The organism is Kitasatospora sp. McL0602, from assembly GCF_052076145.1.
GTDB lineage: Bacteria > Actinomycetota > Actinomycetes > Streptomycetales > Streptomycetaceae > Kitasatospora.
On sequence record NZ_CP197246.1, the window covers coordinates 6905168 to 6921415 of the forward strand.

The window sequence follows — 16248 nt, forward strand, 5'->3', positions numbered from 1 at the left end:
TCAGTGCGGGATCAACGCGACGTAGGCGGCGGGGAGCATGGGCCGGAGCAGCCGCTCGGCCTCGGCGGAGGTGGCGGTCGAGAAGTGGCCGTTGCTGAAACCGCCGCAGCCCGTGGCGTTTTCGGCCACCTCGACCGCCTGTCCCGTGGCCGCCCGGGAGAAGGTCAGCACGACGACCAAGCCACGGTCGGCCGGGCAGTTGTACGCCCCCTTCTGAAGCCGAGGCAGCTCGTTCAGCGCCGAGCGCAGCGGCTCGACGGCGGCCCGGTCGGAGAAGTCGGCCTGGCCCATCAGCGCCACGTGCACGGCGTCGGTGACGTTTGTGGGCCCGTACGCGCACAGGTGCAGGTGGTCGGCCTCCAGCGGCACGAGCTCCCGGTCCAGGTCCAGGAGCCCGGTCGAGACCGGCGTCCGCACCGGAGCGGCCGGGCAGGCAGCGTCGGTGACCCCGACGGTCGGGGGCAGCGGCTGCGGCTGCGTGTCCGGCCCGCCGCACCCGGCCATGGCCAGGCCCAGCGCCACTACCAGTGCGCCTCTTGCGTACAGCTGTCGTCCTGTCATCTCTCTCCCCGTTCCGGTGGTCAGTGGCGATCGGACGGTGCGGTGCTCACCTCGGTTCCCGGTCAGGTCATCAGGGGCTCGACCTGTACCTCCAGCCGGAGGCCCGACCGGGCGGCGCGGGAGATCGGGTGGTCCGGGCCGAGGGTGGCCGGAGCCTCCCGGGCGCACCGGTCGCGCAGGGTGGTGGCTCCGTCCAGGTCCAGGGCGAGGTTCGAGCGTGCCGTGAGGCTGCTGCTGCCCGGGTCGTGGTGGAATCGGGCGATCGCCTCGCCGTCGTCGTCGGCCCTCGCGTAGCTGAGGAAGAAGTACGGCTCCACCGGCGCTCCCCTGCGCCCTCGCCCGGCTCCCTGCCGCGCCCCCGGGCGTCCGTCCAGTCTGGACCGCCAACACCAGTTTGCCCATGGGGCGTTGACGGGCGCGAGGGCCCGCCCGGCTAGCCGGAGGTGACGAAGTGTGAGCGAAAAGCTCGGTATCGTCACCCCGGGTGACCTAGGTTCGGTCCATGGTGACCCAGCAGCCCTTCGCATCCGCACCGTCCCTCCGGGCCGCCGAGTTGGAACGGCTGCTCGGCGCGCCCGCCGACCGCGCCAACCCGCTGGGCGACAGCGCCGTGCTGGGCGCCGATGAGAAGTACGAACTCCCGGCCGGTGGCGAGGAGTTGCTGACCGCCTTCGGGGTGACGGCGGAGTTCGTGCCGACCGCCCTCGGCGGGCGCCTCGCCGGGGTCGACGGGCTGGTCAGGGTGCTGCGCCCGGTCTTCCGGCGGGACTTCGCACTCGGGTACGGCACGGCGGCGGGCTCCTTCGCCGCCGCCCTGCCGGTCTGGCTGCAGGGCAGTGAGTCGCAGCGGCTCGCTGTCGCCGAGACGCTGCTGCGCGGCGGTCGGCTCGCCGTCGCGGAGCCGGACTTCGAGCCCGACTTCGACCTTGAGCTCGACGAGGAGGACGGCCGGGCCGCCGAGTTCACCGCCATCCCCGAGGCCGACGGCGGCCTGCTGCTCGACGGCACCAGGCGCGGCGTCCACGGCATCGGCCGGGCGGACACCGTCGTGGCGTACGCGCGCACCGGCGACGGGCTCACCAGCACCGGGCTCACCGCCCAGCTGCTCGGGCCCGGCCTGCTCGCCGACCGGGCGGCCCGCCGACTGCCCCGGGTGCTCAGCGAGGGCGCCAGGGGCGGCGAGACCGGCGGGCTGCACCTCGACCAGCTCCGGGTGCCCGCCGACGCGGCCCTCGGCGACGGCACCCGGGCCCTGCTCGGCGCGCTCCAGATCACCCGCAGCGCGCTGCCCGCGATGGCGCTGGGCACCGCCGAGGCGGCGCTGCGCACCGCGCTCGCCTTCACCGTCGACTCGCCCGCCCGCAACGGCCGCCCGCTCGGCGACAACCGCCGCCGCGACGCCGTCGCCGGGGCCTTCGCCGACCTGCTGGCGGCCGACTGCGTGCTGACCGTCGCCAACCGGGCGCTGCACCTGCTGCCGGAGCGGACCAGCCTGCTCGCCGCCGCCGCCAAGTACATCGCCCCGCAGCTGATGCTCGACGCGCTCCAGGACCTCTCGGCGGTGCTCGGCGCGGAGTCCTTCTGCACCTGGGGCCCGTACGGCATGTTCGGGAAGGCGCAGCGTGACCTGCGCCTGGTGCACCCCACCTACCCGGGCACCCCGTGCTGCCTGGCCACCATCGTGCCGCAGCTGCCGATGCTGGCCCGGCGCGACAGCCCGGCCGCGCCGCCGCAGGAGCTGTTCCGGCTCGACGGCGAGCTGCCGCCGCTGGTCTTCGACCGCCTGGCGCTCGCCGCCGACGAGGACCCGGTCGGCGGCCAGCTGCTGCGGGCGGAGGCCGAGCTGGCCGACGGCCCGCTCGCCCCCCTGGCCGGGGCACTGGCGGACGAGCTGCGGGCCCTGCAGAAGGACTGCGCGGCGCTGCCCGAGGAGGAGAGCGGCACCCCCGCCTTCGCGCTGGGGGAGCGGTTCGCGCTGCTCCAGACGGCGGCGGCCTGCCTGGGCGTCTGGCGGCAGCTGCCGGGCGGCTTCGTCGCCGAGCCGCACTGGGTGGCGCTGGCGCTGTCCAGGCTGCTCAGCCGTCTGGAGCACCCGGTACGGCTCGCGGACGGCGAGGCAGTCGAGCGCGTCGCCGCCGAGGCGCTGGACCGCTTCCACCAAGGCCGTGCCCATGACCTGCACGGCCAGCCGCTGGGGGCCTGAGATGGCCTCCGGACCGGTCAGGATCGCGGGCCCCGGCGGCCCGTGGGAGCCGCTGTTCGACGCGGTGCGGCTCGACGGCACCGCCGTCGCCTACGGCACGGTCGCCGACTGGCAGGCCCCGGGCCCGGGGGAGGGCAGCCTGGAGCGGCTGCTCGGCCGCGAGACCGCCCGGTACCTGGCCTTCGACAGCAAGGCGGCGCGCCTGGGCTTCGCGGCCTCCCGGCGTTTCCTCAAGCACGTCGCCGGTGCGGTGGTCGGCGCGGTGCCGGAGGAGCTGGAGCTCGCCCACCGCCCGCACGGCGGGGTGTACATCAGGGGCGTCGGGCGGCTGGGCATCAGCCTGAGCCACACCGAGGACCTCGTGGTGGTCGGCGTCTCCCGGCGCGGGGCGGTCGGCACGGACGTCGAGAGCGCCACCCGGGAGGTGCACGAGGCCACGGCCGTGGTGGTGTGCAGCCCGGCCGAGCGGGCTGCCCTGAAGGAGCTGCCGGAGCCGGCTCGGGGCCCGGCGCTGCTGCGGCTCTGGACGCTCAAGGAGGCGTACAGCAAGGCGATCGGGCAGGGCATGCGCTTCCCGTTCACCCAGTTCGGCTTCGACCTCGACGGCGACCGACCCCGCCTGCGGTGGCCGGACGGCCGGCCGAGGGCGGGGACGGAGTGGCAGTTCGCCAGCCACACCCTGGACGAGGGCTACCTGGTGAGCCTCGCGGTGTCCGAGGCCTTCGAGGGGGTCGGCCCCGCCACCGTCCTGGACCCGGACATCGTCGAGGCGGTGCGGGCCGCCCAGGGTCACTCGTAGCGGTGGAGGAGCGCGTCCCGTTCGTCCTGCTCGATCATCTCGACCGTCAGCCCGGGGAGGGCGAGGTGGGAGAGGGTGACCTGGGCGGAGCTGGGGGCGGCGTCGCGGGCGAGCCACTGCTCGGGCTTCCAGGCGGAGGCGCGCAGGAAGGCCTTCGGGCAGTGGCCGTAGACCTCCTCGACGTGCAGCACGATCGCGCTGCGCGGCGGCTTGCCGACGGCCTGGAGCTGGCGGAGCAGCTCGGGGTCGGTGGAGACGCAGGCCCGCCCGTTGACCCGCAGGGTGGTGTCGCGGCCGGGGATCACGAAGAGCAGCCCGGCCCGGCCGGTCTCGACGATGTTCTGGAGCGAGTCGAGCCGCTTGTTGCCCGTCGCGTCCGGGATCGCCAGGGTGTGCTCGTCCAGCACGCTGACCAGGCCGGCGGGGCCGCCGCGCGGAGAGACGTCGCAGCGGCCCTCGGCGTCTACGGTGGCGACCATCACCAGGGCCGAGCAGGCGATCAACTGCCGTGCGGTGTCGTTGATGTGGTCGACTTGTTTGCGCCGGGCGTTCTCGCCCGGCTGCTCGTAGACCTCGCGCAGATCGGCGGGGGTACGAAGGGCGTTGGCGGCGAGGGCGTCGAAGAGGCGCGCGGTGCTGGGGATTTCAGGCGATGCAGTGGTCACGTGGCCGCAATCTAGCCCACCGGCAGCCCCCGCGACATGGGGATTTCCGTGCCGTCGACGGTGCGGAGGTATTCCGTGCCGGGGAGTGAAGCAGGACACAGCCGATCACCCCTCCCGGGAACACCCCGGGCCGTGGCATGATGACGGCAGTAGCAGTGACGTTCAGCGCACTCCGGGGTCGGTGAAAATCCGAACCGGCGGTTACAGTCCGCGACCCGTCCGCAGCCAGCGGCCGGTTGACCAGGTGAAATTCCTGGACCGACGGTTAAAGTCCGGATGGGAGGCGTGCGCGGGCGGTTCGGCAGTGTCCACGGCTCTCCGGAGTCGTGTCGCAGGTGTGTGCGGTAGGGAGAGCTCTCTTTTCCGGTCTCGGCGTAGCCGTTGTCCGGGGGGTGGTCCTGAGCCGTGCTCCCGGCGTCCGCCGTCCCGTGTCCTCATCCCATGCCATCCCCGGAGTCCGCGCCCCAAGCGCGAGGAGAACCCGGGTGTTCACCGGCATCATCGAAGAGCTCGGCGAGGTCGTCTCCATCGAGGAGATCGGCGAGTCCTCCCGTATCCGCCTGCGTGGCCCGCTGGTCTGTTCCGACGCGCGCCACGGCGACTCGATCGCGGTCAACGGCGTCTGCCTCACCGTCCTCGACAGTGCCGACCAACTCGCCCGGCAGAGCGGCGAGTTCAGCGCCGACGTGATGGCCGAGACGCTGCACCGCTCCAGCCTCGGCGCCCTCGCCCCCGGCTCCCGGGTCAACCTGGAGCGCGCGATGGCGCTCGGCGCCCGGCTCGGCGGCCACCTCGTGCAGGGCCACGTCGACGCCACCGGCAGCCTGCTCTCCCGCGCCCCCGGGGATCTCGACTCCGACGGGGTGCCGCGCTGGGAGGTGCTGCGCTTCAGCCTCCCCGCGAGCATCAGCCGGTACCTGGTCGAGAAGGGCTCGATCACCATCGACGGGGTCAGCCTCACCGTCGTCGACGCCGCTGCCGACAGCTTCTCCGTCAGCCTCATCCCGGCCACCCTGGCGATGACCACGCTCGGTGCCAAGGCCGTCGGCGAGCCCGTCAACCTGGAGGTCGACGTCCTCGCGAAGTACGTCGAGCGCCTGCTCGACAGCCGTACGCTGCCGACCGACCTCACCGCCGTCGCGGCGAACACCACCGGGGGCACCGAGTGAACTGGCTCTCCGGCATAGCCTTCACCGCCTTCGGCGAGCAGGTGAAGTGGGCCGACATGATCGGCAACCTGCTCGGCCTCGGCGCCCTCGCCCTCGGCTGGCGCCGCTCGGTGGTCAGCTGGCCCGTCCAGCTGCTCTCCGGTCTGGTGCTGATCGCCGCGTACTTCTCCGGCCACGTGCCCGGCCTGATCGGCAAGCAGCTGATCGTGATCGCCGCCGCCCTGTGGGGCTGGAGCCGCTGGCAGCACAGCCGCAGGGAGACCGGCGAGATCGCCGTCCGCTTCGCGACCTGGCGCGAGCGCGGTCTGCTGGCCGCCGCCACCGCGCTCGGCACCGCCGCCGTCGCGGGGCTCTTCCTGGCCGTCCCCGAGCTCTCCTGGAACCCCTGGGCCGACGCCTACATCTTCGTCGGCACGCTGGCCGCGATGTTCGCCCAGGGCAAGGGCTGGATCGAGTTCTGGTTCGCCTGGATCGCCGTCGACGTGGTCGGCGTGCCGCTCGCCTTCAGCAGCGGCTACAGCTTCTCCGGCCTCACGTACGTCATCTACTTCGTCCTGGTGCTGCTCGGGATGCGCTCCTGGTACCTGCGCACCCGCACCGCCCGTCCCGCGACCGACACCGTCCTGCAGGGAGCCACGGCATGACCATCCAGCCCGTCCATGACGTCAGCGAAGGCCTCCCCGGCGACGCGCTCGCCCTCGACCCCGTCGAGCACGCCATCACCGACATCGCGCTCGGCCGCCCGGTGATCGTCGTCGACGACGAGGACCGCGAGAACGAGGGCGACATCGTCTTCGCCGCCTCCGCCGCCACCGCCGAGCTGATGGCCTTCACCATCCGCTACAGCTCCGGCGTGATCTGCGTGCCGATGACCGGCGACGAGCTCGACCGCCTCAAGCTGCCCCCGATGACGGCCGTCAACGAGGACCGCAAGGGCACCGCGTACGCCGTCTCGGTCGACGCCCGCGACGGTGTCGACACCGGCATCTCGGCCGCCGACCGGGCCCGCACCGTCCGGCTGCTCGCCACCGAGGCGACCGAGCCCGGCGACCTGACCCGCCCCGGCCACGTCTTCCCGCTGCGTGCCGTCGAGGGCGGCGTGCTGGTGCGCCCCGGCCACACCGAGGCCGCCGTCGACCTGGCCCGGCTCGCCGGGCTCGCGCCCGCCGGGGCGATCGCCGAGGTCGTCAACGACGACGGCACCATGGCCCGGCTGCCCGAGCTGGTCGCCTTCGCCCGTGAGCACGGCCTGGCGATCATCTCGATCGAGGACCTGATCGCCTACCGCCGCCGCACCGAGCTGCACGTCGCCCGCGCCGCCGTCACCACCCTGCCCACCGCCCACGGCGCTTTCACCGCCGTCGGCTACAAGGGCACCATCGACGGCGTCGAGCACCTCGCGCTGATCGCGGGCGGCCTCGACGACGCCGGCCGCCTGCCCGACGGCGAGGACGTCCTCGTCCGGGTCCACTCCGAGTGCCTCACCGGCGACGTCTTCGGCTCGCTGCGCTGCGACTGCGGCCCGCAGCTGCAGGCCTCGCTCGCCGAGGTCACCGCCGCCGGTCGCGGCGTGGTGCTCTACCTGCGCGGCCACGAGGGGCGCGGCATCGGCCTCAGCCACAAGCTCCGCGCGTACGAGCTCCAGGAGCAGGGCCGCGACACCGTCGACGCCAACCTCGAACTCGGGCTGCCGGCCGACGCCCGCGACTACAGCATCGGCGCCCAGATGCTCACCGACCTCGGCGTCCGCTCGCTGACGCTGCTGACCAACAACCCGGACAAGCTCGCCGCGCTCACCGAGCACGGCCTGCACGTCCACGGCCGCCGCGCCGTCGCCGTCGCACCCGGCGAGCACAACGCCGCGTACCTGCGCACCAAGCGCGACCGGATGGGCCACGAGCTGCCCTGGCTCGACGACACCACCAACTCCTGATCACCCTTCTGCGAGAGGAAACACCGACGTGAGCGGCCACGGAGCCCCCGAGCTGACCGTCAAGAACTGCGCCGACCTGCGGGTCGCGGTGATCGCCGCGCAGTGGCACGACCAGGTGATGGACGGCCTGTTGAACGGCGCCGAGCGCGCCCTGAAGGAACTCGGCATCGACGAGCCGACGATCGTGCGCGTCCCCGGCACCTTCGAGCTCCCCGTCGCCGCCAAGGTGCTGGCCGCGCGCGGCTACGACGCCGTGGTGGCGCTCGGCGTCGTCATCCGGGGCGGCACGCCGCACTTCGACTACGTCTGCCAGGCGGCGACCATCGGCCTCACCGAGGTCAGCGTCAGCACCGGCGTGCCGGTCGGCTTCGGCGTGCTGACCTGCGACAACGAGGAGCAGGCGCTCGACCGCGCAGGCCTGCCCGGCTCGGCCGAGGACAAGGGCCACGAGGCCGTCACCGCCGCCGTCGCCACCGCCGCGACCCTGCGGGCCGTCTCCGAGCCCTGGCGGTAGCCAGTTGTCCGGCTGACCGTTGTCCAGACGACCGTCCACGGTCCGGGACTGTTTACCGCCGGTCAGCCGGCACCCCGTAAGGTGGGCACATCATGGCTTCGAAGACATTCGAGGAGCTGTTCACCGAGCTCCAGCAGAAGGCCGCCACCGGCGACCCCTCGTCCTCCCGCACCGCGCAGCTCGTCCAGCAGGGCGTCCATGCGATCGGCAAGAAGGTCGTCGAGGAGGCCGCCGAGGTCTGGATGGCCGCCGAGTACCAGTCCGACCAGGAGACGGCGGAGGAGATCTCGCAGCTCCTCTACCACCTTCAGGTGATGATGGTCGCCAAGGGCCTGACCCTCGACGACGTGTACTCCCATCTCTGAGCCCGCCTCCGCTCCGTTCTCTCCCACCACCGACCCGAAGGACTCATCTCTCATGCTGCGCATCGCCGTTCCCAACAAGGGTTCGCTCTCGGGTCCTGCGGCGGAGATGCTCCATGAGGCCGGCTACCGGCAGCGCAAGGACCCGAAGGAGCTCGTCCTCGTCGACCCGGAGAACCAGGTCGAGTTCTTCTTCCTCCGCCCGCGCGACATCGCCGTGTACGTCGGCTCCGGCCGACTCGACATCGGCATCACCGGCCGCGACCTGCTGCTGGACTCGGCCTCGGACGCCGAGGAGGTGCTCGCGCTCGGCTTCGGCGGCTCGACCTTCCGCTTCGCCCGCCCGCTCGGCACCCAGGTCTCGGACGTCCAGGGCCTGGAGGGGCTGCGGATCGCCACCTCCTACACCGGCCTGGTCGAGCAGCACCTGGCCGAGCAGGGCGTCAAGGCGACGGTCACCAAGCTGGACGGCGCCGTGGAGACGGCCGTGCAGCTCGGCGTCGCCGACGTGATCGCGGACGTGGTGGAGACCGGCACCAGCCTGCGCAACGCCGGTCTGGAGATCTTCGGCGAGCCGATCATGATCTCCGACGCCGTCGTCATCCGCCCCAAGGGTGCGGGCGAGGACGCGGCGGTGGACGGCTTCCTCCGGCGCCTCCAGGGCGTGCTGGTCGCCCGCCGCTACGTGCTGATGGACTACGACATCCGGGCCGAGAACGTGACCGCCGCCGTCGCGCTCACCCCCGGCCTGGAGTCGCCGACCGTCTCGCCGCTGCACACCGAGGGCTGGGTCGCCGTCCGCTCGATGGTGCTCCGCAAGGAGGCCCAGCGGATCATGGACGACCTGTGGGGCATCGGTGCGCGGGCCATCCTGGTCACCAACATCCACGCCTGCCGTCTCTGACCTCCTGATCGACACTTGATCGACCGCTTGACCGACCTACCGGGCGGGAGCCTTCGCGGCTCCCGTCCGGGCTTTCTCCTGGAGTACCGCCCGTCGTGTCCGACCTCCCCGTCACCTGGGCCCCGCGCCGCAACCGGGCCGTCCTGCTGTCGCTCTGCGGCGTGCTGCTGACGGTCTTCGTCGTGATCGCCTTCGCCCTGCCCTCCAACTGGCAGCTCAACGACCGCATCGCGATGGTCTTCTGCGGCGCGGTCTTCGCCTCCGTCGGCCTGATGCTGGCCCGTCCCCGGGTGAGCGCCGACGCCGAGGGCGTGACGGTCGTCAACTTCGTCCGCACCCGCCGCCTGGCCTGGGCGGAGATCGTCCACGTCAACTTCCGCCAGGGCGACCCGTGGGTGGTCCTCGACCTCTCCGACGGCACCGCCCTCGCCGCCGTCGGCATCCAGACCGCAGGCGGCCGGGAGCAGGCCATCGCCGCCGCCCGCACCCTGCGCGACCTGGTCGACGCCCCCCGGGCCGCCTGACCCGGTCACGGACGCTCGGACGTGTCCGGTGGCAGGGCGAACGGGTCCGCCGGCAGGAAACAGCCGTAATCCTTCAGCTGAAGCGGGTCGTCGAACACGACCCGCTTCAGCTCACCCGCCGACGAGAGCCCGTCCGGGGCCTCGCCCGCAAGCTCGCCGAAGCGCTCCAGCAGGACGAAGACGGCGTCGGGGACATCGCGGACGTGCTCGGCCACGTCCGCCTCGGGGATGTCGGGGTAGAGCTCGCGGAAGGCCTCGCGGGCCGTGGCGAGGAAGCGCTCCGGATCGACGACCACCACGTCCTGCCGCGTCCGGACACTGATCGTCATACCCGCCGTGGGCACTGTCGGTTCGTCCACCGCATCAAGGTACTCCCGCCGCGCCCGGTCCGCCGTGCCCTGTCCTGCCCCGTCGGTCCGGTCCGGGACGAGCGGCCCTTACGGCTGGGACGTCGGGACGGGGAGTGTGAGGCCCGTCCGTTCCAGTGACCTAGGAGCATGATGGGTACCTCGCAGAACACCTGGACCCCCGAGCCGGATACCGCGAACGACCACGCCCGGGACATCGATCCGCACGACGAGCAGATGGTCGCGTTCCGGTCCGACCCGGTGCGGCGGGCTCGGGAGGCGGTCTTCGCGGTCAACGTGGACATGCGGCGCAACTACGCCGCGCTCAAGGTCGATCTGATCGACCACCTCAGCCCGGTGATCGTGGTGCAGAACGACTCGCTGGGCGGCCGGTACACGCTGATCCACAACGGGGAGCGGGAGGAACTGGAGCCCGTCGCCGAGGAGTTCGAGCTCGCGAAGTCGATCGCCCATGTGCCGCTGGGGACTTTCGCGATCCTCGCGCCGTACCTGAAGGGGCCCGAGGGCGGCGGCTGGATCGGGCCGCTGCAGGACTTCGCGGGGACGCTGTGCGCCGCCCGTCGGCAGCTCGGCGCGGCGGACCTGCCGGCCGAGCTGGTGGCCTCCTCCGGCCGGATCCTCGATGCGGCGCTGGCCTTCATCGGGGAGTCCGTCGAGCGCGGCTCGTTCGGCATCGAGTCGTTCACGGACTTCACGGGCAGCGTGTACCGCGACATCCGGACCAACATGGACCACGCGGCCAAGGCCCAGATCGCCGGGGTGGAGGCGATCATGCGGCGGTGGCGGGAGAAGGTCGGTGAGGAGGACTGGAAGGGCCTCTACACCGTCGTGCTGTCGATCTGGACGACGTCGGTACTGAACCAGAACACCATCATCATCAGGCAGTTCATGGACCCGTCGGCCGTGGACAGCCACCTGATCGACCTGCCGACCGCCGAGCTGCCCGCCGACCCCGTCGGCACGGCGCTCGACAACCTCGCGCGGATCGTGCAGGACAACGTCGCGGCGGAGCTGGTGTTCCCTGTCGACCAGGAGATCGCGGACGCGCTCAAGGGCAAGCAGGACCTGCTCTCGGAGGCGATCCAGGAGCAACTGGCCTGCCCCTTCCAGGACAAGAGGGCGGCCGTGCGGGCCGCTGCGCGCGCGCAGGCGTAGGCGGGCCCGGGATGAGCCTGGCGACCAGGTCGTGGCTGCTCGTCGGCCTCGTCCTGCTGACGGCCAATCTGCGGACGGCGATCACCTCCCTCTCACCCGTGCTCGACGAGGTGCGGGCCGCCACCGGCCTGGGCGGGGTGGCGGTGAGCGTACTGAGCACGCTGCCGGTGCTCTGCCTGGGCGTCTTCGCCTCCCTCGCGCCGGTGCTGGCCTGCCGGTTGGGCACGGAGGCGACCGTCACGGCCGCGCTCGGCGTGATCACGGCGGGCCTGCTGCTGCGGGTCGTCCCCGGCACGGCGGCGCTGTTCGGCGGCACGGTGCTGGCGGGGGCGGGCCTCGCCGTCGGCAACGTGCTCGTCCCGGCGTTCGTCAAGGAGCACTTCGCCGAACGCGTCGGGCTCGTCACCGGGTTGGCGATGACGGTGATGGCGGCGAGCGGCGCGCTCGCCGCCGGGGTCGCCGTCCCGCTGGCCGACGCCGCCGGGTGGCGGGTCGCGCTCGCGGTGTGGGCCGTCCCCTCGCTGGCCGCGACGCTGCTGTGGGGCCCGCTCGCGCTCCGCGGCCGCCGGCGGCGGGCACCCGGGGCTCGCCCGGCCGCGCCCGCCCAGGTGTCGCTGCGTCGGTCGCGGCGCGCCTGGTCGGTGGCGGGCTTCCTGGGCGTGGTCTCGCTGCTGTTCTACGTGCTGACGGCCTGGCTGCCCGAGATCATGCGGGCCCACGGATACAGCGCGGCCGAGGCCGGGACGATGGTCTCGGTCATGATGACCACCGGCATCCCGCTGGGCTTCGTCGTCCCGGTGCTCGCCGCCCGGCTGCGCGACCAGCGGCCGCTGGTCGTCGCGGTGACCGCCGCGATGGCGGTGGGCCTGGGCGGCATCCTGCTCGCGCCGCAGGCCGGGTGGCTCTGGGTCGCCGTACTCGGGCTCTCCACCGGCAGCTCCTTCCCCCTGGCCGTCACCCTGCTGAGCCTGCGCTCGCCCGACCCCTCGGTCGCCGCCCGGCTCTCCGGCCTGGCCCAGACCACCGGCTACCTGCTGGCCGGTGTCGGCCCGTTGACGGTCGGCCTGGTGCACACCGCCACCGGCGGCTGGACGGCCGCGCTGCTGCTCCTGCTCGCCCTGGTGGTGCCGGAGACCGTCTCCGGCCTGCTGGCCGCCCGGCCGGGTTTCGTGCACCCCGGCGTCGCCGTCGGCGGGCCCGCCCGGCGGGCTACCCCGGTTCGGTGAGCCGGAGGGCCTCCTCCAGCAGCGCCTCGACGATGCGGCCCTCCGGGACGGTCCGGACGACCTCGCCCCGGACGAAGATCTGCCCCTTCCCGTTGCCGGAGGAGACGCCGAGATCGGCCTCGCGGGATTCGCCGGGGCCGTTGACGACGCAGCCCATCACCGCGACCCGCAGCGGGATCGGGAAGCCCTCGAAGGCCGCCTCGACCTGCTGGGCCAGCCGGTGGATGTCGACCTGGAGCCGGCCGCAGCCGGGGCAGGAGACGATCTCCAGACGGCGCGGGCGCAGCCCCAGCGACTGGAGGATGTGGTTGCCCGCCTTGACCTGCTCGACGGGCGAGGCGGAGAGCGAGACCCGGATGGTGTCGCCGATGCCGGCGTGCAGCAGGATGCCGAAGGCGACGGCGGACTTGATCGCGCCCTGGAAGGCCGGGCCCGCCTCGGTCACCCCCAGGTGCAGCGGGTAGTCGCACCGCTCGGCGAGCAGCCGGTACGCGGCGATCATCACGCGCGGGTCGTGGTGCTTCACCGCGATCTTGAGCTCCCGGAAGCCGTGCTCCTCGAAGAGCGAGCACTCCCAGAGCGCCGACTCGACCAGGGCCTCCGGGGTCGCCCGGCCGTACTTGGCGAGCAGCCGACGGTCCAGCGAGCCCGCGTTGACGCCGATCCGGATCGGCACCCCGGCGGCTGCCGCGGCCTGGGCGATCTCCCGGACCTTGTCGTCGAAGGCCTTGATGTTGCCCGGGTTGACCCGGACCGCCGCACAGCCCGCGTCGATCGCGGCGAAGACGTACCGGGGCTGGAAGTGGATGTCCGCGATCACCGGGATGGGCGACTTGCGGGCGATCTCCGCCAGCGCCTCGGCGTCGTCCTGCGAGGGGACGGCGACCCGGACGATCTCGCAGCCCGCCGCCGTGATCTCGGCGATCTGCTGGAGGGTCGCGTCCACGTCGGCGGTGACGGTGGTGGTCATGGTCTGCACCGAGATCGGGGCGCCGCCGCCGACGGCGACGGAGCCGACCTGGATGCGGCGGGTCGGACGGCGGGCGGGCCCCGGCGGGCCGAGCTGGACGGGTACGGCGCTCATCGTGGCCCCTCGGGACGGTGTTGGTGCGGGGCGTGCTGCGGGCTCGGGTAGCCGGCGCGGGCGCACAGGGTCGCGTGCACGATGCCCTTCGCGGTCAGCCCGGCGGCGGCCAGCAGTTCGGCCCGGGTGCCGTGTCCGACGAACCGTGCGGGCAGGCCGAGCGAGACGACGGGTGTGGTGACGGCGGCGTCGGCCAGCGTCCGGGCGATCGCGGCGCCGACGCCGCCGCTGCGCAGGCCGTCCTCGGCGGTGACCACCAGCCGGTGCCGGGCGGCGAGCGAGACGATCTCCCGTGGCACCGGCAGCACCCAGCGCGGATCCGCGACGGTCACGCCGACGCCGGTGCCCGCGAGGTGGTGGGCGGCCTCGACGCACTCGGCGGCGAGCGGCCCGACCGGCACCAGCAGCACCTCCCGGGCGGCCGAGCGGACGAGCACGTCCACCGGCCCGGTGCGCTCCAGCGCGGGCAGGTCGGGCCCGGCGGCGGCCTTGGGGAAGCGCAGTGCCGTCGGCCCGGCGGTCTCGTCCAGGGCCTCGCCGAGCAGCGCCCGCAGCCCGGCCGGGTCGCGCGGCACGGCGAGCCGCAGGCCGGGGACACTCGCGAGCAGCGAGACGTCCCACATGCCGTGGTGGCTGGGCCCGTCGGGGCCGGTGATCCCGGCCCGGTCCAGGACGAAGGTGACGGGCAGCCGGTGCAGGGCGACGTCCATCAGCAGCTGGTCGTAGGCGCGGTTCAGGAAGGTCGAGTACACCGCCACCACCGGCCGGGCGCCCGCGCGGGCCAGCCCTGCGGCGCTGGCGACGGCGTGCTGCTCGGCGATGCCGACGTCGTGGAAGCGGTGGGGGAAGCGCTCGGCGAAGGCGGCCAGCCCGGTCGGGCCGGGCATCGCGGCGGTGATCGCGACCAGGTCGGGGCGGCGCTCGCCCTGGGCCGCCAGCTCGGCGCCGAACACGTCCGTCCAGGTCGGCGCGGGGGCGCCGGGGGCCCGTCCGGTGGCCGGGTCGATGACGCCGACGGCGTGCATCCGCTCCGCCTCGTCCTGCTCGGCGGGCCGGTAGCCCCGGCCCTTGACGGTGACCGCGTGCACCAGCACCGGTCTGCCCAGCTCGCGGGCGCGGCGCAGCGCCTGCTCCAGCGCGGGCAGGTCGTGGCCGTCGACCGGGCCGAGATAGGCGAGGCCCAACTGCTCGAACAGGTTCGGGCCGCCCGGCGGGCCCGCCCGCAGCGCGGCGAGGTGCGCGGCGACGGCGCCCGCCGTGGGTGCGTACGAGCGGCCGTTGTCGTTGAGCAGCACGATCACCGGCCGGTGCGGCGCGGCCCCGATGTTGTTCAGCGCCTCGTACGCCATGCCGCCGGTCAGCGCGCCGTCACCGACCAGGGCGACGACCGCCCGGTCGGCGCTGCCGGTCAGCTCGTACGCCTTGGCCAGGCCGTCGGCGTGGGCGAGGGCGCTGGAGGCGTGACTGTTCTCGATCACGTCGTGGACGGACTCGGCGGCGCACGGGTAGCCGGAGAGGCCGCCCGAGCGGCGGAGACCGTCGAACTCGTGCTGGCGGCCCGTCAGCATCTTGTGCACGTAGGCCTGGTGGCCGGTGTCGAAGAGCAGGGTGTCGCGGGGGGAGTGGAAGACCCGGTGCAGGGCGAGGGTGAGCTCGACCACGCCGAGGTTCGGGCCGAGGTGCCCGCCCGCCGCGCTGACCTTCTCGATCAGCAGGGTGCGGATCTGCTCGGCGAGCGCGGGCAGTGCGGCGGCGGGCAGCTGCCTGAGCTGCTCGGGGCCGGTCAGCTCTGCAAGGATCGGACTGGTGACGGCGGTGGTCATGGCTGGTCCCTCACTGGTGCGGGCGGTGCGAAGGCGATGGTCTCCACCGTCGTGGTGTGCTCCTCGACAGTGACCGGGCCGAGGCGGCGCAGCGCCTCGACCACCCCGTCGACGAGCGCCGGGGGAGCCGAGGCACCCGCCGACAGGCCGATGGTGCGGGCGCCCGTCAGCCAGGCCGGGTCGATGGCGGCGGCGTCCTCGATCAGGTGGGCCGCCCGGCCGCGCCGCCGCGCGACCTCGACCATCCGGACGGAGTTGGAGGAGTTCGGCGAGCCGACCACGAGCAGCAGGTCGGAGCGGTCGGCGACGGCCTCGACGGCCAGCTGCCGGTTGGTGGTGGCGTAGCAGATGTCCGCCCCGGCCGGGCCCTGGAGCAGCGGGAAGCGCCGCCGGAGGGCGTCGACCACCTCCTCGGTCTCGTCCAGCGCCAGGGTGGTCTGGGTGAGGTAGGAGACCCGGCTCCCGTCCGGCAGCCGGAGCGCGGCGGCCCCGGCGGCGGAGTCGATCAGGACGGTGACCTCCGGGGCCTCGCCTAGGGTGCCCTCGACCTCCTCATGTCCGGCGTGGCCGATCAGGACGACCGTGTCGCCGCGTGCGGCGAATCGTTTCGCCTCGGAGTGCACCTTCGTCACCAGCGGGCAGGTCGCGTCGACCACGGTGAGCTGCCGCGCGGCGGCCTGCCGCCGGACCTCCGGCGAGACCCCGTGCGCGGAGAAGACCACCGTCGCCCCCTCGGGCACCTCGTCCAACTCCTCGACGAAGACCGCGCCGCGCCCCGCCAGCCGGCGACCACGTGGGTGTTGTGGACGATCTGCTTGCGCACGTAGACGGGTTCGCTGCGCCCCGGCGCGTCCAGCAGCCGCTCGACGGCGTCGATGGTGCGCTCGACCCCGGCGCAGAACGAGCGCGGCGCGGCGAGCAGCACGGTACGGGGCTCGGACGGCCGCGCCGGACCGGG

At 73.5% G+C, this 16248-nt stretch carries 17 protein-coding genes, 1 pseudogene and 1 riboswitch; of the genes and pseudogenes, 11 read left to right on the forward strand and 7 right to left on the reverse strand.

From position 1 onward, the window contains the following. Positions 1 to 561 (reverse strand): hypothetical protein, encoded by a 561-nt coding sequence (locus ACR68M_RS31220; RefSeq protein WP_441247505.1) that lies wholly within the window; start codon positions 559 to 561, stop codon positions 1 to 3. A 62-nt stretch (positions 562 to 623) separates the two neighbouring features. Continuing rightward, positions 624 to 878 (reverse strand): hypothetical protein, encoded by a 255-nt coding sequence (locus ACR68M_RS31225; RefSeq protein WP_441247506.1) that lies wholly within the window; start codon positions 876 to 878, stop codon positions 624 to 626. Positions 879 to 1063: 185 nt separating this feature from the next. On the opposite strand from ACR68M_RS31225, the gene ACR68M_RS31230 reads away from it, so the two are divergent. Together ACR68M_RS31230 and ACR68M_RS31235 are read left to right on the forward strand one after the other, a co-directional pair. Beyond that, positions 1064 to 2764, forward strand: coding sequence for an acyl-CoA dehydrogenase family protein (locus ACR68M_RS31230; protein WP_441247507.1), 1701 nt, complete (start codon positions 1064 to 1066; stop codon positions 2762 to 2764). A 1-nt stretch (position 2765) separates the two neighbouring features. After that, entirely contained in the window at positions 2766 to 3563 is a 798-nt protein-coding gene (locus ACR68M_RS31235) for a 4'-phosphopantetheinyl transferase family protein (protein ID WP_441247508.1), read from the forward strand. On the opposite strand, the gene ACR68M_RS31240 is transcribed toward ACR68M_RS31235, so the two are convergent. Beyond that, positions 3554 to 4228, reverse strand: a complete 675-nt coding sequence (locus tag ACR68M_RS31240) for an MSMEG_1061 family FMN-dependent PPOX-type flavoprotein (protein ID WP_441247509.1) — start codon at positions 4226 to 4228, stop codon at positions 3554 to 3556. The genes ACR68M_RS31235 and ACR68M_RS31240 overlap by 10 nt on opposite strands. A 164-nt stretch (positions 4229 to 4392) precedes the next feature. After that, positions 4393 to 4520: riboswitch (FMN riboswitch) on the forward strand. A 193-nt stretch (positions 4521 to 4713) separates the two neighbouring features. Between ACR68M_RS31240 and ACR68M_RS31245 the strand changes: the two genes are divergently transcribed. From ACR68M_RS31245 to ACR68M_RS31275, 7 genes are all read left to right on the forward strand, one after another. Continuing rightward, entirely contained in the window at positions 4714 to 5397 is a 684-nt protein-coding gene (locus ACR68M_RS31245; protein WP_441247510.1) for a riboflavin synthase, read from the forward strand. 56 nt (positions 5398 to 5453) lie between these two features. Beyond that, a complete protein-coding gene (locus tag ACR68M_RS31250; RefSeq protein ID WP_441251761.1) occupies positions 5454 to 6041 on the forward strand; it encodes a nicotinamide mononucleotide transporter family protein in 588 nt (195 codons plus the stop codon). After that, positions 6038 to 7330, forward strand: a complete 1293-nt coding sequence (locus ACR68M_RS31255; RefSeq protein WP_441247511.1) for a bifunctional 3,4-dihydroxy-2-butanone-4-phosphate synthase/GTP cyclohydrolase II — start codon at positions 6038 to 6040, stop codon at positions 7328 to 7330. The genes ACR68M_RS31250 and ACR68M_RS31255 overlap by 4 nt, the downstream gene beginning before the upstream one ends. A 28-nt stretch (positions 7331 to 7358) precedes the next feature. Beyond that, complete coding sequence (gene ribH, locus ACR68M_RS31260) at positions 7359 to 7844, forward strand: 6,7-dimethyl-8-ribityllumazine synthase (RefSeq protein WP_441247512.1); 486 nt, start codon at positions 7359 to 7361, stop codon at positions 7842 to 7844. Positions 7845 to 7936: 92 nt separating this feature from the next. Further along, a complete protein-coding gene (locus ACR68M_RS31265) occupies positions 7937 to 8209 on the forward strand; it encodes a phosphoribosyl-ATP diphosphatase (protein WP_441247513.1) in 273 nt (90 codons plus the stop codon). 52 nt (positions 8210 to 8261) lie between these two features. Next, positions 8262 to 9110, forward strand: coding sequence for an ATP phosphoribosyltransferase (gene hisG / locus ACR68M_RS31270; protein WP_441247514.1), 849 nt, complete (start codon positions 8262 to 8264; stop codon positions 9108 to 9110). 95 nt (positions 9111 to 9205) lie between these two features. Further along, positions 9206 to 9634, forward strand: a complete 429-nt coding sequence (locus ACR68M_RS31275) for a PH domain-containing protein (protein WP_441247515.1) — start codon at positions 9206 to 9208, stop codon at positions 9632 to 9634. A gap of 5 nt (positions 9635 to 9639) precedes the next feature. On the opposite strand, the gene ACR68M_RS31280 is transcribed toward ACR68M_RS31275, so the two are convergent. Beyond that, on the reverse strand, positions 9640 to 9993 hold the full coding sequence (locus ACR68M_RS31280; protein WP_441247516.1) for a hypothetical protein: 354 nt from the start codon (positions 9991 to 9993) through the stop codon (positions 9640 to 9642). A gap of 141 nt (positions 9994 to 10134) precedes the next feature. Between ACR68M_RS31280 and ACR68M_RS31285 the strand changes: the two genes are divergently transcribed. Then, positions 10135 to 11157 carry a hypothetical protein gene (locus tag ACR68M_RS31285; protein ID WP_441247517.1) on the forward strand — a complete coding sequence of 341 codons (1023 nt, stop codon included), beginning with the start codon at positions 10135 to 10137 and terminating at the stop codon, positions 11155 to 11157. A gap of 11 nt (positions 11158 to 11168) precedes the next feature. Continuing rightward, positions 11169 to 12383, forward strand: a complete 1215-nt coding sequence (locus ACR68M_RS31290; protein ID WP_441247518.1) for a CynX/NimT family MFS transporter — start codon at positions 11169 to 11171, stop codon at positions 12381 to 12383. Here the strand turns inward: ACR68M_RS31290 and ispG are convergent. The 3 genes and pseudogenes from ispG to ispH form a co-directional block, all read right to left on the reverse strand. After that, on the reverse strand, positions 12367 to 13467 hold the full coding sequence (gene ispG / locus ACR68M_RS31295) for a flavodoxin-dependent (E)-4-hydroxy-3-methylbut-2-enyl-diphosphate synthase (protein ID WP_441247519.1): 1101 nt from the start codon (positions 13465 to 13467) through the stop codon (positions 12367 to 12369). The two genes, ACR68M_RS31290 and ispG, sit on opposite strands and share 17 nt — an antisense overlap. Then, a complete protein-coding gene (locus ACR68M_RS31300; RefSeq protein ID WP_441247520.1) occupies positions 13464 to 15290 on the reverse strand; it encodes a 1-deoxy-D-xylulose-5-phosphate synthase in 1827 nt (608 codons plus the stop codon). The genes ispG and ACR68M_RS31300 overlap by 4 nt, the downstream gene beginning before the upstream one ends. Further along, positions 15287 to 16215: pseudogene (ispH, locus tag ACR68M_RS31305) on the reverse strand (4-hydroxy-3-methylbut-2-enyl diphosphate reductase). Before ispH ends, ACR68M_RS31300 begins: the two are co-directional and overlap by 4 nt. Positions 16216 to 16248: the final 33 nt, after the last annotated feature.